The 23,579-nt window shown below is 69.9% G+C and carries 21 protein-coding genes and 1 pseudogene; 11 read left to right on the forward strand and 11 right to left on the reverse strand.

All coding sequences use genetic code 11. The features are described 5' to 3' along the window. Nucleotides 1-11: 11 nt before the first annotated feature. From DEJ14_RS09685 to DEJ14_RS09700, 4 genes are all read left to right on the forward strand, one after another. A complete protein-coding gene (locus tag DEJ14_RS09685; protein ID WP_111084033.1) occupies nt 12-1,544 on the forward strand; it encodes an SDR family oxidoreductase in 1,533 nt (510 codons plus the stop codon). Then, nucleotides 1,541-2,125 carry a GDSL-type esterase/lipase family protein gene (locus DEJ14_RS09690; RefSeq protein WP_111084032.1) on the forward strand — a complete coding sequence of 195 codons (585 nt, stop codon included), beginning with the start codon at nt 1,541-1,543 and terminating at the stop codon, nt 2,123-2,125. Before DEJ14_RS09685 ends, DEJ14_RS09690 begins: the two co-directional genes overlap by 4 nt. Next, the gene (locus DEJ14_RS09695; RefSeq protein WP_181437398.1) at nt 2,125-2,559 is read left to right on the forward strand and encodes a DUF6804 family protein; all 435 of its coding nucleotides are present in this window, start codon (nt 2,125-2,127) and stop codon (nt 2,557-2,559) included. Before DEJ14_RS09690 ends, DEJ14_RS09695 begins: the two co-directional genes overlap by 1 nt. 97 nt (nt 2,560-2,656) lie before the next feature. After that, nucleotides 2,657-4,210, forward strand: a complete 1,554-nt coding sequence (locus DEJ14_RS09700) for a stealth family protein (RefSeq protein ID WP_111084031.1) — start codon at nt 2,657-2,659, stop codon at nt 4,208-4,210. Between the two features lie 469 nt (nt 4,211-4,679). On the opposite strand, the pseudogene DEJ14_RS09705 reads toward DEJ14_RS09700, so the two are convergent. The 5 genes and pseudogenes from DEJ14_RS09705 to ctaE all read right to left on the reverse strand — a co-directional run bounded on the left by DEJ14_RS09705 (nt 4,680) and on the right by ctaE (nt 10,057). Beyond that, nucleotides 4,680-5,638: pseudogene (locus DEJ14_RS09705) on the reverse strand (phosphodiesterase). 163 nt (nt 5,639-5,801) lie between these two features. Continuing rightward, nucleotides 5,802-7,490 (reverse strand): cytochrome bc1 complex cytochrome b subunit, encoded by a 1,689-nt coding sequence (qcrB, locus tag DEJ14_RS09710; RefSeq protein WP_111084030.1) that lies wholly within the window; start codon nt 7,488-7,490, stop codon nt 5,802-5,804. Continuing rightward, the gene (qcrA, locus tag DEJ14_RS09715; protein WP_111084029.1) at nt 7,490-8,554 is read right to left on the reverse strand and encodes a cytochrome bc1 complex Rieske iron-sulfur subunit; all 1,065 of its coding nucleotides are present in this window, start codon (nt 8,552-8,554) and stop codon (nt 7,490-7,492) included. The genes qcrB and qcrA overlap by 1 nt, the downstream gene beginning before the upstream one ends. A 33-nt stretch (nt 8,555-8,587) precedes the next feature. Further along, nucleotides 8,588-9,397, reverse strand: a complete 810-nt coding sequence (gene qcrC, locus DEJ14_RS09720; RefSeq protein ID WP_111084028.1) for a cytochrome bc1 complex diheme cytochrome c subunit — start codon at nt 9,395-9,397, stop codon at nt 8,588-8,590. Between the two features lie 21 nt (nt 9,398-9,418). Continuing rightward, entirely contained in the window at nt 9,419-10,057 is a 639-nt protein-coding gene (gene ctaE, locus DEJ14_RS09725) for an aa3-type cytochrome oxidase subunit III (RefSeq protein ID WP_111084027.1), read from the reverse strand. 70 nt (nt 10,058-10,127) lie between these two features. Between ctaE and trpD the strand changes: the two genes are divergently transcribed. Next, the gene (trpD, locus tag DEJ14_RS09730) at nt 10,128-11,192 is read left to right on the forward strand and encodes an anthranilate phosphoribosyltransferase (protein ID WP_111084026.1); all 1,065 of its coding nucleotides are present in this window, start codon (nt 10,128-10,130) and stop codon (nt 11,190-11,192) included. A 96-nt stretch (nt 11,193-11,288) separates the two neighbouring features. Here the strand turns inward: trpD and glpK are convergent, their stop codons facing one another. Then, entirely contained in the window at nt 11,289-12,800 is a 1,512-nt protein-coding gene (gene glpK, locus DEJ14_RS09735) for a glycerol kinase GlpK (protein ID WP_111084025.1), read from the reverse strand. A 74-nt stretch (nt 12,801-12,874) separates the two neighbouring features. Continuing rightward, complete coding sequence (locus DEJ14_RS09740) at nt 12,875-13,600, reverse strand: MIP/aquaporin family protein (RefSeq protein WP_111084024.1); 726 nt, start codon at nt 13,598-13,600, stop codon at nt 12,875-12,877. A gap of 318 nt (nt 13,601-13,918) precedes the next feature. Between DEJ14_RS09740 and dhaK the strand changes: the two genes are divergently transcribed. From dhaK to dhaM, 3 genes are all read left to right on the forward strand, one after another. Next, nucleotides 13,919-14,920, forward strand: coding sequence for a dihydroxyacetone kinase subunit DhaK (dhaK, locus tag DEJ14_RS09745; RefSeq protein ID WP_111084023.1), 1,002 nt, complete (start codon nt 13,919-13,921; stop codon nt 14,918-14,920). A 74-nt stretch (nt 14,921-14,994) separates the two neighbouring features. Next, nucleotides 14,995-15,636 (forward strand): dihydroxyacetone kinase subunit DhaL, encoded by a 642-nt coding sequence (gene dhaL, locus DEJ14_RS09750; RefSeq protein ID WP_111084022.1) that lies wholly within the window; start codon nt 14,995-14,997, stop codon nt 15,634-15,636. Then, entirely contained in the window at nt 15,633-16,355 is a 723-nt protein-coding gene (dhaM, locus tag DEJ14_RS09755; RefSeq protein ID WP_111084021.1) for a dihydroxyacetone kinase phosphoryl donor subunit DhaM, read from the forward strand. Before dhaL ends, dhaM begins: the two co-directional genes overlap by 4 nt. 24 nt (nt 16,356-16,379) lie before the next feature. Here dhaM and DEJ14_RS09760 read toward each other — a convergent pair whose 3' ends face one another. Further along, entirely contained in the window at nt 16,380-16,988 is a 609-nt protein-coding gene (locus DEJ14_RS09760) for a TetR/AcrR family transcriptional regulator (RefSeq protein ID WP_111084020.1), read from the reverse strand. Between the two features lie 55 nt (nt 16,989-17,043). Between DEJ14_RS09760 and DEJ14_RS09765 the strand changes: the two genes are divergently transcribed. Then, nucleotides 17,044-18,264, forward strand: a complete 1,221-nt coding sequence (locus DEJ14_RS09765) for a beta-ketoacyl-[acyl-carrier-protein] synthase family protein (protein WP_111084019.1) — start codon at nt 17,044-17,046, stop codon at nt 18,262-18,264. Between the two features lie 79 nt (nt 18,265-18,343). After that, complete coding sequence (locus tag DEJ14_RS09770; protein WP_111084018.1) at nt 18,344-20,257, forward strand: ABC transporter ATP-binding protein; 1,914 nt, start codon at nt 18,344-18,346, stop codon at nt 20,255-20,257. A gap of 45 nt (nt 20,258-20,302) precedes the next feature. Here DEJ14_RS09770 and DEJ14_RS09775 read toward each other — a convergent pair whose 3' ends face one another. After that, a complete protein-coding gene (locus DEJ14_RS09775; RefSeq protein ID WP_111084017.1) occupies nt 20,303-21,124 on the reverse strand; it encodes an ornithine carbamoyltransferase in 822 nt (273 codons plus the stop codon). A gap of 195 nt (nt 21,125-21,319) precedes the next feature. Continuing rightward, the gene (locus DEJ14_RS09780; protein ID WP_111084177.1) at nt 21,320-22,156 is read right to left on the reverse strand and encodes a helix-turn-helix domain-containing protein; all 837 of its coding nucleotides are present in this window, start codon (nt 22,154-22,156) and stop codon (nt 21,320-21,322) included. 102 nt (nt 22,157-22,258) lie between these two features. Between DEJ14_RS09780 and DEJ14_RS09785 the strand changes: the two genes are divergently transcribed. Further along, complete coding sequence (locus DEJ14_RS09785) at nt 22,259-22,939, forward strand: SDR family NAD(P)-dependent oxidoreductase (protein WP_111084016.1); 681 nt, start codon at nt 22,259-22,261, stop codon at nt 22,937-22,939. Between the two features lie 34 nt (nt 22,940-22,973). Here the strand turns inward: DEJ14_RS09785 and DEJ14_RS09790 are convergent, their stop codons facing one another. Further along, nucleotides 22,974-23,414 carry a GNAT family N-acetyltransferase gene (locus DEJ14_RS09790; RefSeq protein WP_111084015.1) on the reverse strand — a complete coding sequence of 147 codons (441 nt, stop codon included), beginning with the start codon at nt 23,412-23,414 and terminating at the stop codon, nt 22,974-22,976. Between the last annotated feature and the right edge of the window lie 165 nt (nt 23,415-23,579).

Consider the following 23,579-nt stretch of genomic DNA (forward strand, 5'->3'; position numbering starts at 1 on the left):
GCGTTCCGGGCATGCAGGTCCTCGTCACCGGCGCCACCGGGTACATCGGCGGTCGTCTCGTCCCCCGTCTCCTCGAAGCCGGACACTCCGTGCGCGTGTTCGTGCGCAACCCCCGGAAGCTCCAGGACGTCCCGTGGAGCAGCGACGTCGACGTCGCCGAAGGAGACCTGCAGGACGCAGACGCGGTCCGCGCCGCGGTCGACGGCGTCGAGGCCGTGTACTACCTCGCCCACGCGATGGGTGCCGACGGCGACTTCGAGTCCGCGGAACGGCAGGCGGCCGAGACGATGGCGCACGCGGCGAAGCGCGCCGGTGTCAGCCGGTTCGTCTACCTGGGCGGTCTGCACCCCGACGGCGACCTGTCGAAGCACCTGCGCAGCCGGAAGGAGGTGGGGGAGATCCTGCTCCGCTCCGGCGTGCCGACGATCGCCTACCAGGCCGGCGTCGTCATCGGTTCCGGCAGCACCTCGTTCGAGATGATCCGGCACGTGACCGACGTCCTGCCGTGGATGCCGGCACCGCGGTGGGTGCGCAACCGCATCCAGCCGATCGCCGTGCGCGACGTCCTGTACTACCTGGTCGCGGCGCTCGACGTCCCCGCCGACGTCAACCGCACCTTCGACATCGGCGGGCCGGACGTCCTGCGCTACGGGCAGATGCTCAACGGCTACGCGGTCGAGGCGAAGCTGCGGCAGCGCCCCATCACGGTCCTGCCGGTGCTCACCCCGCGCCTCGCCGCGCACTGGTTCAACGCCGTCACGCCGATCCCGCGCAAGCTCGCGACGCCGATCATCGAGTCGCTGCAGTTCGAGTGCGTCCAGCGCGAGCACGACATCGACGACGTCGTCCCGCAGCCCGAGGGCGGGCTCACGTCGTACCGCCGAGCCGTCCGACTGGCCCTGAACAAGATGCGCTCCGGCGAGGTGCAGACGAGCTGGCGGAGCGCCACCCTGTCGAGCGCCTCGGCCGACCCGATGCCGACCGACCCGGACTGGGCCGGCCACACCGTCTACGTCGACGACCGGAAGCGTCACTCGACCGCCTCGGCGGAGGACGTCTGGCGCGTCGTCGAGTCGATCGGCGGCGAGAACGGCTGGTACTCGTTCCCGCTCGCCTGGGTCGCGCGCGGCTGGATGGACAAGGTCGCCGGCGGTGTCGGGCTCAGCCGTGGCCGTCGCGATCAGGACCGACTCGAGCAGGGCGACGCACTCGACTGGTGGCGCGTCGAACGCCTCGAGCGCGGTCACTACCTGCGGCTCCGCGCCGAGTTCAAGTCACCCGGGCGCGCCTGGCTCGAGATGACCGTGACCCCGAGCCCCGAGGGCGGCAGTGACTACCACCAGCGGGCGATCTACTTCCCGCAGGGCCTGCCCGGCCGGCTGTACTGGTACGGGATCCTGCCCTTCCACGGGATCATCTTCCCCGGCATGGTCGAGCGCATCACCGCGGCCGCCGAGCGCGAGTCGGACAACGCCGAGTCGACGCAGCGCAACCGGACCCAGCACAATGGGAGTCCGGAACCGGCGAACGAGGAGGCAGCATGACCGAGGAACGCAGTCCCGTCCTGTTCCTGGGGGACAGCATCACGGCCCAGGGGTCGTGGGACACCTGGCTCCCCGACGAGCAGACCCTGAACCAGGGCATCAGCGGCGACACGACGGACGGCGTGCTCGCGCGGCTCGACGCGGTCGTCGCCGAACAGCCCGAGGTGATCGTGCTGCTGATCGGCACGAACGACTTCGGCAACCACCGCGCGAGCGCCGAACACGTCGTCCGCAACGTCGAGACGATCCTCGTCACCCTGCGGCGTGAGCTGCCCGGTGTCCGCCTGCTGCTCGTCTCCGTCCTGCCCCGCCAGGCCGAGTACACGACGAAGATCGAGGAGGCGAACCGGCACCTGCGGCAGTTCGTCGCGACCTGCCACGCGCAGTACCTCGACGCCTGGCCCGCGCTGGCCGACGGCGACCACCTCGACGACCGCTTCACCGACGACGGCCTGCACCTCACCGACGAGGGCTACCGGGCCTACCTCGGCGAGCTGGTCCCCGCGCTCGAGCGTGTGCGCGGCCTCCCGCCGATGTCCCGGTCCTTCACGGCCATCGACCTCGACGAGGCCCCCGCCTGATGGCTGCCCGCAAGGGACGGCCCCCGGTGGGGTCGTCGCAGAACGGTGTGACCGCCGCACCCGTGCGACCGGCTGCCGGTGCACCGAAGATCCGAGAAACCCCCGCGTTCACTCGGCCCGCACTGGCGCCGTCGTTGATCGCGGCGATCGTGTTGCTCGCCTGCGTGGCGATCATCGACTCGTCGGGCTTCGTCTTCGCCCGCTGGGGTGTCACGGTGCTGTCCCTCATCGTGCTCGTCTTCGCGGTGCGCGGGAAGACGTGGTGGGCCGCCGTGCTGATGGCCGCCGTCGCCGTCTGCTGGAACCCCCTGGTCACGGTGCCGATCCCCGGCCAGGTGTGGGCCGCGCTGCAGATCCTGGTCGCCGCCCTGTTCATCGTGGTGGGCATCGCCGTCAAGGTGCCGCGCGAGGCGGACGCACCCCGGGCCTCCTGACCGGCGCCGGCGACCGCCTGCAGAACCGAGCTGGCGGGCGGACGGTAGGATCGCAGGGTCGGGTACAGGACCCGGCAGCACGATCCGAAGGGCATGGATGAACGACGAGACCGAGCCGGTGACCGAGAGTCCTCTGCTGAACCCTCGACCGTCCTCCGGCGGTCTCGACCGGCCCGACGTCGTCGTCCGCAAGGGGCGCCTGACGCTGCTCAACGGCCACCTGACGCCGCAGCAGTCGATGATCGAGGACCTGTTGTTCCTGGACGACGCGCTGACCGAGGCCGACGTCGACCACCTGCTCATCCGCGGCAACGACGAGCGTCCGGTCATCGCGATCGACGAGCGCGACCGGCAGCGTGCGGAGAGCGCCGTCATGGCCGCCGCCGTCAACGAGCCGTTCTACGCGAAGCCGCCGGGCGAACCGGCCGTGCTCGTGCAGGACGACGGCCTCGGGCCGGTCGACGAGCCGGTGTTGCGCGTCTTCCGCCCGCGCCTCGAGCCCCTCGGTCGTCTGCGCTACGGCGCCGAGACGAGCGTGCAGCTCGAGTTCTGGCGACTCACCGACACCGAGGTGCTCGCGCCCGTCGAGAACGCACTGATGCGCCGCAGCCTGCCGGTCGACGAGTTCGTGCTCGTCGACATCGAGCGCTACGGCCGCACCTGGCGCACCGTCGAGCACATGTTCGACGACCACGTCTCCGACATCCGGTTCCCGATCGACATCGTCTTCTCGTGGGTCGACGGCAACGCCATCGAGTACCAGCGCGCCCGCCAGGCAGCGCAGGCGACGGCCGTCCTGGGTGAGGGCGACGACGCCCCCGCACGGTTCCGCCAGATCGACGAGCTCAAGTACGCACTCCGCTCGGTGCACACCTTCGCACCGTGGATCCGTCAGATCTACATCGCCACCGACTCACCCGCGCCGCACTGGCTCGCCGACCACCCCAAGGTCCGCATCGTGCGCAGCGAGGAGTTCTTCGCCGACCCGTCCGTGCTGCCGACGCACAACTCGCAGGCCGTCGAGTCGCAGCTGCACCACATCCCGGGCATCAGCGAGCACTTCATCTACTCGAACGACGACATGTTCTTCGGCCGCACCGTCGACCCCTCGGTGTTCTTCAGCCCGGGGTCGGTGTCGAAGTTCATCCTCGCCACCACCCGCATCGGCCTCGGCGTGAACAACGCCGCGCGCAGCGGGTTCGAGAACTCCGCGCGGGTCAATCGTCGCCTGTTGCAGCAGCGGTTCGGCGCGGTCACGACGCGGCACCTCGAGCACGCGCCGACCCCGCTCCGGTCCTCGATCATGACGGAGATGGAGCACGAGTTCGCCGACGAGTTCCGTGCCACGGCGGCCTCGCGCTTCCGTGCTGCCGAGAACATCTCGGTGACCAACTCGCTGTACCACTACTACTCGTTGCTCACGGGTCGCGCGATCGTGCAGGAGAACGCCGACGTCCGCTACATCGACACCACGATGCAGTCCGGGCTGCGGTCGCTCGACGAGCTGCTCAAGAAGCGGAACGCGGACTTCTTCTGCCTGAACGACGGCAGTTTCCCCGAGGTCAGCGACGAGGAGCGGACGCAGCGCGTGACCGACTTCCTCGAGCGCTACTTCCCCTTCCCCGCGCCGTGGGAGCGCCCCGGCGCTTAGGACGCGCCAGCGTCCTGCCGGGGCGCTCCGGGCGAGCCCGCGAGCCCGGCGCCGAAACCCAGCCACGTAATTCGGACGCAACCGCACGCCGAGCGGTCACAGACCGTCGCCTGCGCCGCCCGCAGTCGACGGATCGTGACCACGCGACGCGGCGCCGGCGGTGTGTCGCGACCACACCGCGCGCCGGGAGGCTCGTGGCCGGGCCGCCACGGGCCTCCCGGCCGACAGGCGACCGCTCCACCGCCCCGCCCGGTCCAGGCGGGTGACACGCTCGCGGTCGGTCACGACACCCCATCGGCAATACGGCGAGTGGTTGCAATCCGTCGCCAGAAGCATCGCCGGGCGACGGAACGTGACCGTTCGACCCCGGCGCGGCGGGGAGTCGTGACCACGCGCCCACACTTGCTGAGCAGAAGACGCCGGGTCCGCATGACGGACCCGACGTCTTCTGCTCACGAAGTGCGGCGACCTACCGGTGGACGGGGGAGACCGGCACCGCGTCGAGCGTGAAGACCGGGATGCTCGAGGTCACCGGAGCCGGCTCGACAGCGGGCGGGATCGTGACCCCGTGCGCTGCGAGTCGGGCCTCGGTCTCGACGGCCGACACCGGTTCGCCGACCGTGGAGTAGTGCCCGATCGGGACGACCGAGTGCACGACGTTGTGGCCGTAGAGTGCACCAGGTTGAACGACTGCGCGCCGTCCCGCCCACGCGTGCCACCCTGGAACTCGGTGAGGTCCTGCGTGTAGCAGGTGGCGCTGGCGACCGACACAGGGATGCCCGCGAAGACCGCGCTCGTCGAGTAGTGCAGGTGTCCGGCGATGATCGACAGGACGTCACTGCCCTCGACGACCTCGGCCAGGGCCTGCTGGTCGCGGAGCTCGACGAGGACGGTCAGGTCCTGCACGCTCGGCACGGGCGGGTGGTGCATCGCCAGGATCGTGCCGTGCGGCGCAGCCTCGGACAGGACCTCGGCCAGCCAGTCGAGCTGCTCGGGGGAGACCTCGCCGTGGTGGTGGCCCGGGACGCTCGTGTCGAGGGTGATCACCCGGAGACCGTTGACGTCGTAGACGAAGTCGACCGGACGGTCGGTGGGGTGCAGCCCGAAGAGCTCCTGACGGAACGCGCCGCGCTCGTCGTGGTTGCCCATCGCCCAGATGACCTGGGCACCGATCCGGCGGGCGGCCGGCTCGACGATCTCACGGACGCGGGCGTAGGCCCCCGGTTCGCCCTTGTCGGCCACGTCGCCGGTGACGACGATCGCTTCGGGCCGGGTGCCTGATGCTTCGATGTCCGCGACGATCTCGGTGAGCCGGGCGGCGGAGTCGACCCCGCCGTACAGATCGCCGTCGCCGGAGACGAGGTGGGTGTCGCTGAGGTGGAGGAGGAAGTGGTTCGGCCTGGGGTGTTCGGCCGTCCGGCTGTCCATCGGGGTCTCATTCCGTTGGCGGATGCGTGGTGCAACACGTTGCCACACCGTCCTGGATGAGTCCAGCACGTGTCGGTGAACCAGCCGTGAACTGGGGGCGGCGTTTCGCCCATCGCACGAAGAAACCCCCGCCACGTGGTGGCGGGGGTTCCTGTCGGACTGCTTAGTGCTTTTCCTCGACCTGCGGGGCCTGGAGGCTGCCCTCGAGGTCCGGGCCGTGGTGGGCGGCGTGCGCTGCCTCGAGCTCGGCCTTGGAGACCGGCTCGATGCGGTCTTCGAAGAAGAAGCGGGAGACGCTCGCACGGGCCTTCTGGACCACGGTGATCTGCCCCTTGGCGTTCGGGCGGATCATGAGCGGCTTGTACTCGTTGAACTGCAGCAGCTTCCAGCGCTCGTACTCGTCGAGCTGCTCGTGCACCTCGATGTACTCACCGTGGGGGAGTCGGACGATGCGACCGGACTCGTAGCCGTGCAGGACGATCTCGCGGTCCTTCTTCTGGAGTGCGAGGCACACGCGCTTCGTGATCCAGAAGGCGACGAACGGGCCGAGGACCGTCGTTGCCTGGATCACGTGGATTACGTGTTCGATCGACACCAGGAAGTGGGTCGCGATGATGTCCGACGACGCCGCAGCCCAGAGGCTGGCGTAGAGCGTGATGCCTGCGGCACCGATCGCCGTGCGGGTCGGGGCGTTGCGCGGGCGGTCCAGGATGTGGTGCTCGCGCTTGTCGCCGGTGATCCACGACTCGAGGAACGGGTACAGCAGGATCGCGAGGATGAGGAGCACCAGGACCGCGATGGGCGCCAGGATGTTGAACGACACCGTGTAGCCGAACCACACGACCTCCCAGTGCGGCGGCACCAGACGCAGTGCGCCGTCGGCGAAGCCGATGTACCAGTCGGGCTGGGTACCGGCGGAGACCGGCGAGGGGTCGTACGGACCGTAGTTCCAGATCGGGTTGATCGTGAACATCGACGCGATGAGGGCGATGATGCCCGCGACGATGAAGAAGAACCCGCCGGCCTTGGCGGCGAACGCCGGGAGGATCGGGACACCGACGACGTTGTCGTTGGTCTTGCCCGGGCCGGCGAACTGGGTGTGCTTGTTGATCACGACGAGCACGAGGTGGACACCGAGCACCGCGACGAGGATCGCCGGCAGCAGCAGGATGTGCAGCGTGTAGAGGCGGCCGACGATGTCGGTGCCCGGGAACTCGCCACCGAAGAGCAGGTAGGCGATCCAGACGCCGATCACCGGAACACCCTCGATCATGCCGACGATGATCCGCAGACCGTTTCCGGAGAGCAGGTCGTCGGGGAGCGAGTAGCCGGTGAAGCCCTCACCCATGGCGAGGACCCAGAGCAGGAAGCCGAAGACCCAGTTGAGCTCACGCGGCTTGCGGAAGGCGCCGGTGAAGAACACGCGGGCCATGTGCAGCATGATCGACGCCACGAACAGCAGGGCTGCCCAGTGGTGGACCTGGCGGACGAAGAGTCCACCGCGGATGTCGAACGAGATGTCCAGCGTGGACTGGAGCGCCGTCGACATCTCGACGCCCTTGAGCGGGACGTACGAGCCGTTGTAGACGACCTCGGCCATGGAGGCCTGGAAGAAGAACGTCAGGAACGTGCCGGAGAGCAGGACGACGACGAAGCTGTACAGCGCCACCTCGCCGAGCATGAAGCTCCAGTGGTCCGGGAAGATCTTCCGGCCGACTTCCTTGACGAGCCCCGAGATGCTGGTGCGCTCGTCGATGTAGTTGGCGACCCCGCCGATGATGCGGGATCCGCGCTCCGGAGCCGGCTTGTTCGCCGTGCTGCTCGGTGCCGTGGTGGTGGGGGTGCTGGTCATCAGCGTTCACGCTCCCAGAAGGACGGTCCGACCGGCTCGTGGAAGTCGCTCTGGGCAACCAGGTAGCCGTCGTCGTCGATCGCGATAGGAAGTTGGGGGAGGGGGCGTGCGGCCGGACCGAAGATGACCTCGCAGTTGTTCGAGACATCGAAGGTGGACTGGTGGCACGGGCACAGCAGGTGGTGCGTCTGCTGCTCGTAGAGCGCGACCGGGCATCCGACGTGGGTGCAGATCTTGGAGTACGCGACGATGCCGTCGTAGCCCCAGTTCTCGTGGCCCTTGGAGGGGTTGAGGTCCTTCGGGTCGAGACGCATGAGGAGGACGGAGGCCTTGGCCTTCTCCTCCAGCATGTGCTCGGAGTCGAGCATGCCGTCCGGGATGACGTGGAACACCGAACCGATGGTCACGTCCGAGGCCTTGATCGGCAGACCCGTCGGGTCCTTCGTCAGGCGCAGGCCCTGCTTCCAGAAGGTGTGGCGCAGGAGCTCGTTCGGGTCCTCGGCCGGAGCGAGGTCGCGGACCAGGACGATGCCCGGCAGCGGGAACGCGGCCAGCGCACCGATCATCGAGTTGCGGATCAGCTTGCGACGGCTGAAGCCGGACTCCTTGTCGGCCAGCTGGAAGGCCTCGACGGCCTTGGCGCGCGTCGCGTCCGTGCCGCGGGTGCCGTGGCGGAGCTCGGTGATCTCGCGGTCGACGACGAGCGACTTCGACCAGTAGACCGCGCCGAGGCCCAGCGCGATGAGCGCGAGGGCGATCGAGAGGCCGAGGAAGAGGTTCGCGGTGCGGACCGTCCCGAAGTCGTTCGAGTCGATCGGGAACGCGACGTAGGCCGCGATCGAGAGGACGCTGCCGACGATCGAGAGGTAGAAGAAGGTCGCGACCTGACGCTCGGCCAGGCGCTGCTTCTTCGGGTCGACGTCGGTGCGGCGCGCTCGGTGCGGCGGCTCACCCGGGTTCTCGAACGGGTCGGTGGGCAGCACCGCGATCCCGGGGGAGGTGGTCGTGCCGTGCTTCTCGACAGCCGAGGACGAGTTCAGCGTCTCGTCGTCGTGCTCTGCCATGGTGTTCCCTTCAGTGTCGTTCGACACGGACGATCAGTTGGACTTCGCGGTCAGCCAGACGGTCATCGCAACGACCGCGCCGAGTCCGAAGATCCAGATGAACAGACCCTCGGCCACCGGGCCCAGGGAGCCGAGTGCGAACCCGCCGGGGGACTTGTTGTCCTGCACGTACTTGAGGTACGTGATGATGTCGGCCTTCTGCTCCGGCGTGAGGTTCAGGTCGTTGAAGACCGGCATGTTCTGCGGGCCGGTCTGCATCGCCTCGTAGATGTGCTTGCCCGAGACCGTCGACAGGTTCGGGGCGTACTTGCCCTCGGTCAGGGCGCCGCCGGCGCCGGCCACGTTGTGGCACATGGCGCAGTTGATGCGGAAGAGCTCGGCACCCTCGGCCGCGTCGCCGTCCTCACCGTTGGTGAGCTCGGTGGACGGGACGGCCGGGCCGGGGCCCAGCGAGGCGACGTACTCGGCGAGGGCGTCGACCTGCTCGTCCGTGAACTGCGCGGGCTTCTCTTCGGCCTGCGGGCCCTGGGCGGCCATCGGCATGCGGCCGGTGCCCACCTGGAAGTCGACCGAGGCGGCGCCGACACCGATGAGGGACGGACCCTCGCTCGTGCCCTGGGCGGAGAGGCCGTGGCAGGTCGCGCAGTTCGAGGCGAAGAGCTTCTGGCCCTCGTTGACCTTCGACTGGCTGGTCGCCGCGACGGTGCTCGTGCTGTCGTCGGCGTTGGCCGTGGAGCTGAAGAGCGCGTACGCACCGCCGGTGGTCATGAGGCCCACGACGATGAGCGAGACGGTCGCCATCGGTGAACGGCGGCCCTTCTTGGACTTGGTTCTGTTGAACATGTGCTCGGGGGTGTCCAGTTCCTACTTGAGAAGGTAGATGACGGCGAAGAGGAAGATCCACACGACGTCGACGAAGTGCCAGTAGTACGACACGACGATGGCGGTGGTCGCTTCCTTGTGACCGAAGTTCTTCGCGGCGAAGCCACGGCCGAGCGTCAGCAGGAAGGCGATGAGGCCACCCGTGACGTGGAGGCCGTGGAACCCGGTCGTCATGTAGAAGGCCGAGCCGTAGGCGCTGGAGGAGAGCGTGACGCCCTCGTGCCAGAGGTTGGCGTACTCGAAGATCTGGCCGCAGACGAAGATCGCGCCCATCGCGTAGGTGACGAAGAACCACTCCGTCATGCCCCAGTGGCGCGGGTTCCAGCTCGTGCGGTGCACCTGGAAACGCTCTGCAGCGAACACGGCGAACTGGCACGCGAAGCTGGACAGCACCAGGATGATCGTGTTCACCGAGGCGAAGGGCACCTCGAGCTTGGAGGTTTCGGCCGCCCAGAGCTCGGGGGACGTGCTGCGCAGCGTGAAGTAGATCGCGAACAGGCCGGCGAAGAACATGACCTCGCTGCCCAGCCACACGATCGTCCCCACGGCAACGGCGTTCGGCCTGTTCAGGGCCGGACCGCTGGCGGATCTGGAGAGAGGGGTGCTAGTCACGTCCTCCATTATGGCCGAAACCCCAGACAGTGTTTTCGCAGGAGACTGGCGGGTCTCTCGAATTCACTACGATCGAGCCATGCCTGACGCACTCTCTTGGCCTGCAGTGATCAGCGCGCTCATGGCGCGCGAGGACCTGACGATCAGGCAATCCACATGGGCCATGGAGGAGATCGTGCACGGGCGCGCCACCCAGGCACAGATCGCCGCGTTCGCCGTGACGCTCCGCGCGAAGGGCGAGACCGTCGACGAGGTGGTCGGGTTCCGCGACGCGATCCTCGACGCCGCCGTTCCGCTGGACGTCGACCCGATGGCGTTGGACATCGTCGGCACGGGTGGGGACGTCGTCGGCACCGTGAACGTCTCGACCATGGCGGCGATCGTCATCGCCGCCGCCGGGGTGCCCGTCGTGAAGCACGGCAACAAGGCGAGCTCGTCGAAGTCCGGTTCGAGCGACGTGCTCGCCGCACTCGGGCTCGATCTCACGATGGACGCCGCGCGTGTCGCGGACACCTTCCGGCGTGTCGGACTGACCTTCGCGTTCGCCAACGCGTTCCACCCGGGCTTCGCGCACGCCGGGCCGGTCCGCCGCGAGATCGGTGTGCCCACGGTGTTCAACTTCCTCGGGCCGCTCGTCAACCCCGCACGGTGCGAAGCGAACGCCGTCGGCGTCGCGCAGCTCGAGCTCGTGCCGATCATCACGGGCGTGTTCCAGACCCGCGGCGCGACCGCCCTGGTGTTCCGCGGAGACGACGGCCTCGACGAGCTCACCACCACCGGCCACAGCCACATCTGGGAGGTCACCGGCGGTCGGGTCATCGAGCACGACCTCGACCCGCGCGACCTCGGCATCGCACGTGCACGCACCGAGGACCTCCTCGGTGGCGACCCCGAGCACAACGCCGGCGTCGTGCACCGCGTGCTGTCGGGGGAGACCGGCCCGGTGCGCGACATCGTGCTGCTCAACGCCGCGGCGGGCCTGGTCTCGTTCCGTCTGGCGCAGGACCCGGCCGAGTCCGACCGACCGATCCTGCAGCGCTTCCGCGAGCAGCTCGCGGTCGCGGCCGAGGCGATCGACTCCGGCGCCGGCACCCGCAAGCTGGCGGACTGGACCGCGGTCCCGACCGCGACCGACGCGCAGTAGACGCAACCGACGGGAGGCCCGGTGCCGGTTCACGGAACCGGCACCGGGCCTCCCGTCGGTGCGTTCAGTGCACGCGGTCAGCGCGCGCGTGCGTCGCTACTGGACGTCTTCGTCGACCCAGTCGAAGGTCTTCGTGACGGCCTTCTTCCAGAGACGGAGCGTGCGCTCGCGCTCCGCGGCGTCGAGCTGCGGCTCCCAGCGCTTGTCCTCCTGCCAGTTGGCACGGAGCTCGTCGAGGTTGGCCCAGAAGCCCACGGCGAGACCGGCCGCGTAGGCCGCGCCGAGCGCCGTCGTCTCGGCGACCACCGGACGCACCACCGGCACGTTGAGGATGTCGGCCTGGAACTGCATGAGCTCGTTGTTGGCGGTCATGCCGCCGTCGACCTTGAGCTCGGTCAGGTCCACGCCCGAGTCGGCGTTCACCGCGTCGAGGACCTCGCGGGTCTGCAGCGCCGTCGCCTCGAGCGCCGCACGTGCGATGTGTCCCTTGTTGACGTAGCGGGTCAGGCCGACGATGGCGCCGCGAGCGTCCGGACGCCAGTACGGCGCGAACAGCCCGGAGAACGCCGGCACGAAGTACACGCCGCCGTTGTCCTCGACGGTCTTGGCCAGCGCCTCGACCTCCGGGGCACTGCCGATGAGACCGAGGTTGTCGCGGAGCCACTGGATGAGCGAGCCCGTGACGGCGATCGAACCCTCGAGGGCGTAGTGCGTCTCCTGGTCGCCGAGCTTGTAGCCGACGGTGGTGAGCAGGCCGTTCTCGGAACGGACGATCTCGGTACCGGTGTTGAAGATGAGGAAGTTGCCGGTGCCGTAGGTGTTCTTCGACTCGCCCTGGTCGAACGCCGCCTGGCCGAAGGTCGCGGCCTGCTGGTCGCCGAGGATGCCCGCGATCGGGACCTCGCGGAGCAGGTTGGACGACTCGACGTGGCCGTAGACCTCGGAGGAGCTGACGATCTCGGGGAGCATCGACTTCGGCACACCGAAGTCGGCGAGGATGTCGTCGCGCCACTGGAGCGTCTCGAGGTCCATGAACAGCGTGCGGGACGCGTTCGTGACGTCGGTCTTGTGGACGCCGCCGTCGACGCCACCGGTCAGGTTCCAGAGGACCCAGGTGTCGGTGGTGCCGAAGAGCAGGTCCCCGGCCTCGGCCTTCTCACGCGCACCCTCGACGTTCTCGAGGATCCACATGATCTTGGTGCCGGCGAAGTATGTCGCGAGCGGCAGGCCGACGATGGCCTTGTAGCGGTCGGTGTCACCGTCGGCGAGCTTGTCGACGATCGACTGCGTGCGGGTGTCCTGCCAGACGATCGCGTTGTAGATCGGCTTGCCGGTGGTCTTGTCCCAGACGACGGCGGTCTCGCGCTGGTTGGTGATGCCCACGGCGGCGACGTCGTGACGCGTGATGTCGGCACGCGACAGTGCCTGACCGATCACCTCGCGGGTGTTGTCCCAGATCTCGGCGGGGTCGTGCTCGACCCACCCGGCGCGCGGGAAGATCTGCTCGTGTTCCTTCTGCCCGGTCGAGATGATCGAGCCGGAGTGATCGAAGACGATCGCTCGGGTGGAGGTCGTGCCCTGGTCGATGGCGACGATGTAGTCGGCCATTGGTGCTCCTTACGGGTGTTCGGTGCGGTGAGCGGCCCGCGATCGCGTGCCGCTCACCCCGGGGTTGGGTTGGGTCAGCTGACGACGGGCAGCAGGGCGTAGGACAGCCCGGCGGCGATGGCGCCACCGATCAGCGGTCCGACGACGGGCACCCAGGCGTACGACCAGTCGCTCGAGCCCTTGCCCTTGATGGGCAGGAAGGCGTGCGCGAGGCGCGGGCCGAGGTCACGGGCCGGGTTGATGGCGTAGCCGGTCGGGCCACCGAGGCTGACACCGATCGCGATCACGAGGAAGGCGACGGGGATCGCGCCGAGCTGCGCCGGGGTCTGGCCGTTGGTGAAGGCGATGACGACGAACACCAGCACGAAGGTGCCGATGATCTCGGTCACGAGGTTCCAGCCGTACGACCGGATCGCCGGGCCGGTGGAGAAGACGCCGAGCTTGGCGGCGGGGTCGGGCTCCTCGTCGAAGTGCTGCTTGTAGGCGAGCCAGACGATGACGGCCCCGATGACCGCACCGATGAGCTGGGCGAGCCAGAACAGGAGCATCGCGCCGACGGTGATGTTGCCGAGGATGGCCTGGGCGAGGCTGACGGCCGGGTTGAGCTGGCCACCCGACTTGTACGACACGGTGACACCGGCGAAGACCGCGAAGCCCCAACCGATCGTGACCATGAGGAAGCCGGCCCCGAAGCCCTTCGACTTCGAGAGGGAGACGGCGGCGACGACACCGCCACCCAGGATGATGAGCATCGCTGTACCGACGAGCTCGGACAGGAACTTGACGCCGATGTCGTCCATCGGTGACCTCCAGTGCGTGAGGTGGGGGTCCGGTGGTGCTGCGCCGCACTCCCCGTTGAGTGATTGAGGCCGAGCATAGTGACGCGGAGAACGACGGGGCGACGAATTCCTGAGGGAAGTCCGCGATCGTGCACGAACGTGCAAGCGGCGTGCGCTGCGGGGGATCGCGAGCCGATGACGCGTCCCCGTCGCACTGCACGAACGTGCAGACCGGACGAACGAGCGCCCGGGCGTCGGATGTAGATTGGGCGCACTCCGGTCGACGACGGCGGTGTGCAGTTCGCCTCGGCTCGGCCCCGTACCCGTGGAGGCACGCGCATGAAGAAGCTCATCAACGACCCGCAGGCCGTGGTCGACGAGACCGTCCGGGGATTCGCCCGGGCACACGCCGCACACGTCGTCCTGGTCGAGGACCCGATCCACCTGCACCGCGCCGACGCCCCCGTCGCCGGCAAGGTCGGCATCGTCAGCGGAGGCGGCAGCGGACACGAGCCGCTGCACGCGGGCTTCGTGGGGTACGGCATGCTCGACGCCGCCGTTCCCGGCCCGGTGTTCACGAGCCCGACGCCCGACCCGATCGTCGCGGCCACCAAGGCCGTCGACGGCGGCGCGGGTGTCCTGCACATCGTGAAGAACTACACCGGCGACGTCCTGAACTTCGAGACCGCCGCCGAGCTCGCCGAGATGGACGACATCCGCGTCGAGTCCGTCGTCGTCGACGACGACGTCGCGGTGCAGGACTCGCTCTACACCGCCGGTCGCCGCGGCGTGGCCGGCACCGTCGTCGTGGAGAAGTGCGCCGGCGCCGCGGCCGAGCGCGGTGACGACCTGGACGCCGTCGCCGCCGTCGCCCGCCACGTCAACGACGTCACGCGGTCGATGGGCCTGGCCCTGGCGTCCGGCACCGTGCCGCACGCGGGGGAGCCGTCCTTCACGCTCGCCGACGACGAGGTCGAACTCGGCATCGGCATCCACGGCGAGCCCGGGCGAGAGCGCATCCCGATGGCACCGGCCGACCAGCTCGTCGACCGTGTGCTCGAACCGATCCTCACCGACCTCGACGCTCCGGCCGGCTCGAAGCTGCTCCTGCTCGTCAACGGCATGGGCGGCACCCCGCTGTCCGAGCTGTACATCGCCTACCGCCGCGCCGCCGAGGTGCTGACGGATCGCGGGTACGACGTCACGCGTAGTTTGGTGGGCGACTACGTCACGTCCCTCGAGATGCAGGGGTTCTCGCTCACCGTCACGGTGCTCGACGAGGAACTCACGGCACTCTGGGACGCACCGGTGGAGACCCCCGCACTGCGCTGGGGTCGCTGAGCGGCCGCCATCGACCGCGAGAGCACCGACCACGACACCGAGCCCACCGGGCCGGACACACGAAGGGAACCGCATTGGCGCTCGACACCGCATGGGCCATCGACTGGGTCCGTCGCACGGCTGCGACGATCGACGAACACCGGGCAGAGCTCGTCACGCTCGACCGCGAGATCGGTGACGGGGACCACGGCGAGAACCTCGACCGTGGTTTCCGCGCCGTGCTCGAGGCCGTCGACGGCGGCTCCTTCGACACACCCGGCGCCGTGCTGAAGACGGTCGCGACGAAGCTCATCTCGACCGTCGGCGGCGCCGCCGGTCCGCTGTTCGGCACCGCGTACCTGAAGGCAGCCCAGGCTGCTGGCGACGCGTCCGAGCTCGACGCCGACACGCTCGTCGCCGTGTTCGCCGCTGCCCGCGACGGCGTGGTCTCGCGGGGCAAGGCCGCCGTCGGCGACAAGACGATGGTGGACGCCTGGACCCCCGCGGTCGATGCCGCCACCGCTGCCGCCGCAGCCGGTGACGACCCGGCTGCGGTGCTCGCCGCCGCAGCCGACGCCGCCGCCTCGGGCGCCGAGGCCACCGAACCGCTCGTCGCCCACAAGGGTCGTGCGAGCTACCTCGGCGAACGCGCCGTCGGGCACCGCGACCCGGGTGCGCAGTCGACGGCGTACATCCTGCGTGCCGCGGTGGACGCGACGACGGGCTCCGCCGCGTGACCGTCGGCATCCTGATCGTCTCGCACAGCGCCGCGATCGCCTCCGGCACCGTCGAGCTCGCCCGCCAGATGGCGGCCGACGTGCCGCTCGTCGCGGCCGGCGGGACCGACGACGGCGGCATCGGCACGTCGTTCGAGGCGATCACCGCCGGCGTCGAGGAGCTCTCGGACGCCGACGCCGTCGTCGTCCTGTGCGACCTCGGCTCTGCCTACCTGACGACCGACACGGCGCTCGACTTCCTCGACGACGACGTCCGCGCACGCGTGCACGTTTCACAGGCACCCCTCGTCGAGGGCGCGGTCGCCGCGGCCGTCGCGGCCCAGACGGGTGGTGACGCCGAGGCAGTGCTCGCTGCCGCGGCGTCCGCCGCAGGGTCCGCGGACGACGCGAGCACTGCCTCCCGTCCGACCGGTGACCATCCGGGAGGCACGGGGCCGGGTGACGGGGCTGGCAGCGTCGACGACGTGGCCGCGTCCGAGAGCGTCGAACTGGTGAACGAGACCGGCCTGCACGCCCGCCCTGCGGCGGAGTTCGTGAAGACGGCAGCCAAGTACGACGCAGCGGTGCGCGTGAACGGCGTGGACGCGAAGAGCCTGCTGGCGATCATGGCGTTGGCGCTGCCGAAGGGCGCCACCGTGTCGATCGAGGCGAGTGGAGCCGATGCGCAGGTCGCGGTCGACGCACTGGCGGAGCTGGTGCGGAGCGGTTTCGGCGAGTAAGCGTCACCGCTCGCCGTCTCGCGCTCAGCGGATGGACACCGTGCCGGCCAGGTCGAGGTCCGACGGCCCGCCGGTGACGCCCGCATCGGCGAGGAGCGTCGCGCCGAACACCGCGCTCCAGAACGTCCGGGCATCACGGCCGACACCGCTCGGACTCGTCCAGCCGTGCTCGGCGACGACACGCTCGAGGTAACGCTCGGACTGCCGGAACAGGACCGCGAGCAGGAGCCGCACGCGCTCGCGCTGGGCGTCGTCGTCGCCGGCGGCGGCCAGCGCGCGCACGACGAGCAGTGTCGACGGCATGGCGAGTGCGGTGCGTGCGAGCACCTGACGGAACGCGTCGGCGGACCCGGCACGCCGACCGGCGGCCTGCAGGCGCGTGGTGTCGCGGAGGAAGAGCGCGAAGGCGGCGTCGAGGACGAGGCGGTCCTTCGAGCCGTAGTGGTGCGTGATCTGGTTCGGGTAGACCCCGGCCGCACGGGCGATCTCGCTGACGGTGACGGCATGGCGTGCGGCGCTGGTTCCGCCCACGTCACCGGCTGCCCCTGCGCTGAGGAGTCCGGCGGTCGCGGCGAGGATCCTCGCCCGGGTCGCTGCTCCGCGGGTCGTCCCGGTGCCGTCGGTGGTTGCCATTCTCGAATTGTACGTGGTACAACTCGACTTGTTCAACGTACAAGAAGGAGCACTCGTGGACATCTCCATCACCGGCTACGGCGCGGTCTCCCCGTTCGGCCACGGCGTCGCGCCGCTGTGGGACGCCCTGGTCGCGGGACGCTCCGGTGTGCACGAGCTGCACCGCGACGGGCAGCTCTGGGAACGGGTGCCGATCATGGTAGGTGCCGACGCAGCACTCGACGCCGAGTCCGCACTCGGTCGCGTCCGGGCGAACCGCCTCGACCGCAGCCAGCAGCTCGCGCTCGTCGCCGCCGGCGAGGCCTGGGCCGACGCCGGCGCGCCTGCCGTCGCGGGCGACCGCCTGGCCGTCGTCGTCGGGACCGGCATCGGGGGAGTGGAGACGCTGCTCGACGCGCACGACGTGCTCGGTGCGTCGGGCGCGCGTCGGGTGTCACCCCGGACCGTCCCGATGCTCATGGCCAACGGGGCCGCGGCGCAGATCAGCATCGAGTACGGCGCCCGCGCCGGTGCGTACACGACCGTCTCGGCGTGCGCGTCCGGTGCCGAGGCGATCGCGACGGCCGCGCGGCTCATCGTCACGGGGGAGGCCGACGTCGTCATCGCGGGCGGCACCGAAGCAGCGGTCACCCCGGTCACCATGGCCTCGTTCGCGCAGTCCCAGGCCCTCGCGAAGCCCGACGGCGACGACCCCACCACACTGTCGCGGCCGTTCGACGCCGACCGCCGCGGGTTCGTCCTCGGCGAGGGTGCCGGGTTCGTCGTCCTGGAACGGGCCGCGCACGCCGCCGCCCGCGCACAGCGGTCGCACGGCACGCTCGCTGGGTGGGGCATCACCTCTGACGCCTTCCACATCACCGCCCCGCTCGGGGACGGCAGCGAACAGGAGCGCGCGATGACGGCGGCGATCCGGATGGCCGGGCTCACCGGTGCGGACATCGACCACGTCAACGCGCACGCGACCGGGACCCCGGTCGGGGACGTCGGTGAGGCAGCGGCGATCGGTCGGGCGGTCGGGACCGGTGCCCTCGTCACCGCGCCGAAGAGCGCCATCGGGCACATGTTCGGTGCTGCGGGAGCGGTCGAGGCGATCCTGACGGTCCGGGCGCTCGAGACCGGGGTCGTGCCGCCGACGCTGAACCTGCAGCACCAGGACCCGTCGATCGACCTGGACGTGGTGGTGGGGACCGCTCGGACCGCGACCATGCGTGCGGCGCTGGGCAACTCGTTCGGGTTCGGCGGGCAGAACGCCTCGTTGGTGTTCACCGCGGTCTGAGGGGCGCGGGGACCGACGTATCCTGACTGCCTGCTCGTCGCCGCCGCAGTCGGGGGTGTCGCCCACGGAAGGAACTGCAATGAGCATGGAAGGCGTGGCCTGGAGCTCGCTCTACAAGATCTCCACCGCCAAGGACGGCAAGCACGGCATCTCACGCGAGTCCGTGCGGCGGATCATGACGTTCGCCGTGCCCTACCGGGCCAAGCTGGTGGTCTTCATCGCGCTCTCCGTCGTGGGCGCCGTCCTCGCGGTCGCGACACCGGTGCTCGCCGGCCGGGTGGTCGACGTCATCGTCGCCCGTGGCGCGCTCAGCACGATCATCTGGCTCGCGGTCGTCATCGCCCTGGTCGCCGTGGGCGACGCAGGCGTGTCGCTCGCGACGCGCTGGTTCTCGGCACGCATCGGCGAAGGCGTGATCCTGGACCTCCGGACCGCCGTCTTCAACCACGTGCAGAAGATGCCGATCGCCTTCTTCACCCGCACACGGACGGGCGCCCTCGTCAGCCGCCTCAACAACGACGTGATCGGTGCGCAGCAGGCCTTCAGCGGCACGCTGTCCGGCGTGGTCACGAACCTCGTGGCGCTGATCCTCACCCTGACCGTCATGCTCAGCACGTCCTGGCTCGTGACGGTCCTGGCGATCGTGATGCTCCCGGTCTTCCTCGTCCCCGCGCGGCGCATGGGCAGCCGGCTCGCCGCGCTGCGTCGCGAGGCCGCCGACCACAACGCCGCCATGAGCACGCAAATGACCGAGCGCTTCTCCGCGCCCGGCGCCACCCTCGTGAAGCTGTTCGGCCGGCCCGACGAGGAGGCCGAGGAGTTCCGGGTGCGCGCCGCCCGTGTCCGCGACATCGGGGTGCGGAGTGCCCTGCTGCAGTTCGTCTTCGTCACCGCCCTCACCCTGGTCTCCGCCCTCGCGCTCGCGCTCGTCTACGGGGTCGGCGGCGCCCTCGCACTCGGTGGCCAGCTGAACACGGGCGACGTGGTGACGCTGGCCCTCCTGCTCACCCGCCTGTACGCGCCGCTGACCAGCCTCGCGAACGCCCGGGTGGAGATCATGAGCGCGGTGGTCAGCTTCGAGCGCGTCTTCGAGGTCCTCGACCTCGAACCGCTCATCCAGGAGAAGCCCGACGCCGGCACCGTCCCCGACGGCCCGGTGGCGGTCGAGTTCGACGACGTCCGCTTCGCCTACCCCGCTGCGGACAAGGTGTCCCTCGCCTCGCTCGAGGAGGTCTCCACGCTGGACACCCGCGGCGGTGACGAGGTGTTGCACGGCGTCTCGTTCCGGATCGAGCCGGGGCAGACCGTCGCCCTCGTCGGCACCTCCGGAGCCGGCAAGTCCACGATCGCGCAACTGCTCTCCCGCCTGTACGACGTCGACAGCGGCGCCGTCCGCCTGGCGGGATCAGACGTCCGCGACGTCACGTTCGCCTCCATGCGACACACCATGGGGATGGTGACGCAGGACGGTCACCTCTTCCACGAGACCATCCGCTCCAACCTGCGCCTCGCGCGGCCCGAGGCGACCGAGGACGAGGTGTGGGACGCTGTCCGGCGCGCGCGCCTCGAACCGCTCATCCGCTCCCTGCCGGACCAGCTGGACACCATGGTCGGGGAGCGCGGCTACCGGCTGTCCGGCGGCGAGCGCCAACGGATGACCATCGCCAGGCTCTTGCTCGCCCAGCCGCGCGTCGTCATCCTCGACGAGGCCACCGCGGCGCTGGACTCGACGTCCGAGGCCGCGGTGCAGGCTGCGCTCAGCGAGGCACTCGAGGGGCGGACGGCGATGGTGATCGCCCACCGGCTGTCGACCATCCGCAGCGCGGACCTGATCCTCGTGGTCGAGGACGGCTCGATCGTCGAGCGTGGGACCCACGACGAACTGCTGGCCGTGGGCGGACGGCACGAGGAGTTGCACCGGACCCAGTTCGCCGTGCAGAAGGACGTCGCGGCGGATGAGGAAGCCCTGCGCCCGAGCGCGTCCTCGGTCTGAGGACGGCTCCTGCGTCGGTCGATCGCCCCGCGCACGGCACGCTCGTCAGTCGAGGCCGAGGCAGAACGCCATGACGGCTTGCTGCACCGGGAGCAGTCCGGCCTTGAAGTCGTGTCCGACGAACGCGGCGTGTTCCACAGCCTCTGCGCTGACCTCGCGGCCACGCACGAACGGCGGGCACGGGTTGCAGCGGACTCCCGCGGGCGCGAGGTCCAGGAGCGCCGCTGTGATCCGGTACGGCTCGAGGGCCGCCGCGTGTGCACCGGGACCGTCGGTGAGGATCACATCCGCTGATCGAATAGCCGCCTCGAGGTCGTCGGTCCACGCAGCGCCCGGGGTTGCGAGGTCACTCGGGCAGCACTGGACCAGGTCGAGCTGCAGGACGCGAGCAGCTTCCTGCCACGCCCTGGCGATGTTGCCGTCTGCGCCCACGAAGAGGTAGCGGAGTGACTCGATGTCCCCCCGCTGCTGCAGGGCATGCAGGTCGGACAGCACCTCGCACGGGTGGTTCTCGTCCGTCATGGCGTTCACGACGGGCAACGCATGCGCCGCGGCCAACGCTTCGACCACGGCGAGGTCACGATGGCGCACCACGACGATGTCGACCCAGTTGTCGAGGTACCGGGCGACGTCTGCCAGGGCCTCCGGCTTGTCGAGTGTCGTGTCCGGGAACACGATCGGTTCGAGTCCCATGAGCGAGGCGCCCCGCTCGAAGGTGACCCTGGTGCGCAGGCTCGTCGGCGGGAAGAACATGACCGCCGCGCCTGCCGTCGCGGGCCCTCGCCCCGTGCGGAACGCGTCAGCCAGGTCGAAGACCGCATGGACGTCGGACGGTGACCAGTCATCGAGCTTGACGAGCGAGCGCATCACACCACAGTAGAGACCGTCCGGATCAGGATCGGCGATGACCGCTCTCCGAAGACCAGAGTCGCCGCGCGCATCGCTGCGTCCGGCACCGAAGGGAGCTGCGCAAGCAAGTCCGCATCAACCCATCGCGGCTCGTACCGATCGACCGGTGATCCACGGCCGAGCTCCGGACCACCGAGCACGCGCCGGCGGTCTTCACGGCGCCGTCGTGAACTGCTGGAGGCCGGTGACCCGAAGCAGGTCGAGCTTCGCGGCGTCCTCGGTGCCGGGGACCGCGGTGTAGACGACGATCCGCAGGTCGCCGCCCGGCACCGTCAGCACGTCGCAGTCGATCTCGATGGGCCCGACGGGCGTGTGCACCTGCTTGCGGCTGGCCCGGTGCTCGGCGATGCGCCCGGTGTCCCAGCGACGTTCGAATTCGGGCGACTCCCGGCGGAGCCGCGCGACGAGCTCGGCCAGATCGCGGTCGGCGGGGTAGCGGCCGGACGCCTGACGGAGGTCCGCCGCGAGGTCGCTCGAGAACTCCTCCTGGTGCTCGTCGTCCCACTCGACGCCGTCGTGTGCGTGCATGAAGTGCCGCCACACCAGGTTGCGCTCGATCCCGACCGCGCGCGAGGGGTCTCCGTTCAGCGCAGCCCACAGGTCGTTCCACAGCACGATGTCGTGCGTCGCCGTGAACACCGCGATCGGGACGTCGCCGAGCCGGTCGACGAGCCGCTGCACCCCGGGGGTGATGTGCCGCGGGACGACCTGGAACGACGGGGGAGCGACGCCGGCGACCCGGCACAGGTGGTCGCGCTCGGCCGCGGTGAGCCGGAGCGCGGTGGCGAGGGCGCCGAGCAGCTGGGGTGAGGGGTTCAGCGCGCGGCCCTGCTCGAGGCGGACGACGTAGTCGACGCTCACCCCGGCGAGCGCGGCGAGCTCCTCGCGTCGGAGACCGGGGGTCCGTCGGCCGGGCCCGGCCGGCAGGCCGACCTCTTCGGGACGGACGCGGTCGCGCCAGGAACGCAACACACTCGCGAACTCGCTCATGTCCACCATCCTCGCCCCGCGCCTCCTGTCCTTCCTGGTACTGGTGGTCCCACCGTCGCACGGTGCCTGGGGAAGTCAGCCGCTCGGGCGGAGAGTGGGGGCATGACAACGACACTCATCACCGGAGCCAACCGCAGCCTCGGGCTCGAGACCGTCCGCCGCCTGGTCGACGCGGGCCACACCGTGTACGCCGGCATGCGCGACCCCGCCACGGGCGACGAGGCGCGTGCCCTCGGCGCCCAGGTGGTCCAGCTCGACGTGACCGACCAGGACAGCATCGACGCCGCGATCGCGACCATCCCCGCCCTCGACGTGCTCGTGAACAACGCCGGCATCCTCGGGACGTCGTTCGGGGTCGACGACCTCGACGCCGCCGCGATGGCCACCGTGCTCGACACCAACGTGACGGGCATCGTCCGGGTCACGCAGGCGGCGCTCCCGCTCCTGCGGGCATCCGACCACCCCGTGATCGTGAACGTCGCCTCGGGCGTGGGGTTCGCCAGGTGGTTGACGACCCCGGGCCACGACGAGTACCCGGTGCCGGCTGTGCCCTACGCCGCGTCGAAGGCCGCGGTGATCGCGCTGACCGTGCAGTACGCGAAGAACCTGCCCGGGTTCCGCGTCAACGTCAGCGACCCCGGGTACACCGCCACGGAGTTCAACGGCTTCGGTGGACACCAGACGATCACCGAGGGCACCGACGCGACCGTCGCGCTCGCCACGGTCGGGCCGGACGGGCCCACGGGGGAGTTCCACAACCGGGACGGCCGCATCGAGTACTGACGCTCGCCGGGCGCGGACGTTCGCGGTATCCGTTTCAGTCGTGCACATCGGCACCGAACCCCGGCCCAGGGCGCATCATCCAGCCCTCCGGGTCGGGGAGCGGACGGAACCCGAACCGCTCGTACAGGCCCTGCGCGTCGGCGGTGAACAGGGCGAACCGCTTCAACCCGAGTGGCTCGATCGCCTCGGTCACGCCCTGCACGAGGGCGACGCCGACGCCACGGCCACGAGCGTCCGGATCGACGAACACGTCGGCCAACCAGCCGAACGTCACCCCGTCGGTGATCACCCGGGCGTACCCGAGCTGCGCGCCCGTCGCGGTGTCGTAGACGCCGAAGTTGCGGGACCCGGCGATGACCGCGTCCTGGGTGGCACGACTGCGACCCCGCGCCCAGTACGACTGCTCGCTGAGCCAGCGGTGCACGCGGTCGACGTCGAGGTCGGCGGGGTCGGCGGAGAAGTGCAGTGCGGTCATCGTCTCAGTCAACCGGAGCCGTGAGCGACGGGCGACGGCCGATCCGCAGGCGGTGGACCGCAGGTCGGCCCATCGCAGCGGTAGCCGTGAGCTGCAATGCGAAATATCTATTGCATCGTGTCAGATGAATTCCTACACTCCTGGACAACCGGTGCAACGTGCACC

It is taken from the genome of Curtobacterium sp. MCJR17_020, from assembly GCF_003234365.2.
Classification (GTDB): Bacteria; Actinomycetota; Actinomycetes; order Actinomycetales; family Microbacteriaceae; genus Curtobacterium.

Bases quoted from the DNA above. Each gene is read 5' to 3' on its own strand.
- qcrC (WP_111084028.1), bottom strand. From the start codon at position 9,397: ATGTTCAACAGAACCAAGTCCAAGAAGGGCCGCCGTTCACCGATGGCG.
- DEJ14_RS09685 (WP_111084033.1), top strand. From the start codon at position 12: ATGCAGGTCCTCGTCACCGGCGCCACCGGGTACATCGGCGGTCGTCTC.
- DEJ14_RS09790 (WP_111084015.1), bottom strand. From the start codon at position 23,414: ATGACCGCACTGCACTTCTCCGCCGACCCCGCCGACCTCGACGTCGAC.
- ctaE (WP_111084027.1), bottom strand. From the start codon at position 10,057: ATGGAGGACGTGACTAGCACCCCTCTCTCCAGATCCGCCAGCGGTCCG.
- DEJ14_RS09695 (WP_181437398.1), top strand. From the start codon at position 2,125: ATGGCTGCCCGCAAGGGACGGCCCCCGGTGGGGTCGTCGCAGAACGGT.
- DEJ14_RS09785 (WP_111084016.1), top strand. From the start codon at position 22,259: ATGACAACGACACTCATCACCGGAGCCAACCGCAGCCTCGGGCTCGAG.
- DEJ14_RS09775 (WP_111084017.1), bottom strand. From the start codon at position 21,124: ATGCGCTCGCTCGTCAAGCTCGATGACTGGTCACCGTCCGACGTCCAT.
- DEJ14_RS09770 (WP_111084018.1), top strand. From the start codon at position 18,344: ATGAGCATGGAAGGCGTGGCCTGGAGCTCGCTCTACAAGATCTCCACC.
- DEJ14_RS09780 (WP_111084177.1), bottom strand. From the start codon at position 22,156: ATGAGCGAGTTCGCGAGTGTGTTGCGTTCCTGGCGCGACCGCGTCCGT.
- DEJ14_RS09690 (WP_111084032.1), top strand. From the start codon at position 1,541: ATGACCGAGGAACGCAGTCCCGTCCTGTTCCTGGGGGACAGCATCACG.
- qcrA (WP_111084029.1), bottom strand. From the start codon at position 8,554: ATGGCAGAGCACGACGACGAGACGCTGAACTCGTCCTCGGCTGTCGAG.
- DEJ14_RS09700 (WP_111084031.1), top strand. From the start codon at position 2,657: ATGAACGACGAGACCGAGCCGGTGACCGAGAGTCCTCTGCTGAACCCT.
- dhaK (WP_111084023.1), top strand. From the start codon at position 13,919: ATGAAGAAGCTCATCAACGACCCGCAGGCCGTGGTCGACGAGACCGTC.
- glpK (WP_111084025.1), bottom strand. From the start codon at position 12,800: ATGGCCGACTACATCGTCGCCATCGACCAGGGCACGACCTCCACCCGA.
- DEJ14_RS09740 (WP_111084024.1), bottom strand. From the start codon at position 13,600: ATGGACGACATCGGCGTCAAGTTCCTGTCCGAGCTCGTCGGTACAGCG.
- trpD (WP_111084026.1), top strand. From the start codon at position 10,128: ATGCCTGACGCACTCTCTTGGCCTGCAGTGATCAGCGCGCTCATGGCG.
- qcrB (WP_111084030.1), bottom strand. From the start codon at position 7,490: ATGACCAGCACCCCCACCACCACGGCACCGAGCAGCACGGCGAACAAG.
- DEJ14_RS09760 (WP_111084020.1), bottom strand. From the start codon at position 16,988: ATGGCAACCACCGACGGCACCGGGACGACCCGCGGAGCAGCGACCCGG.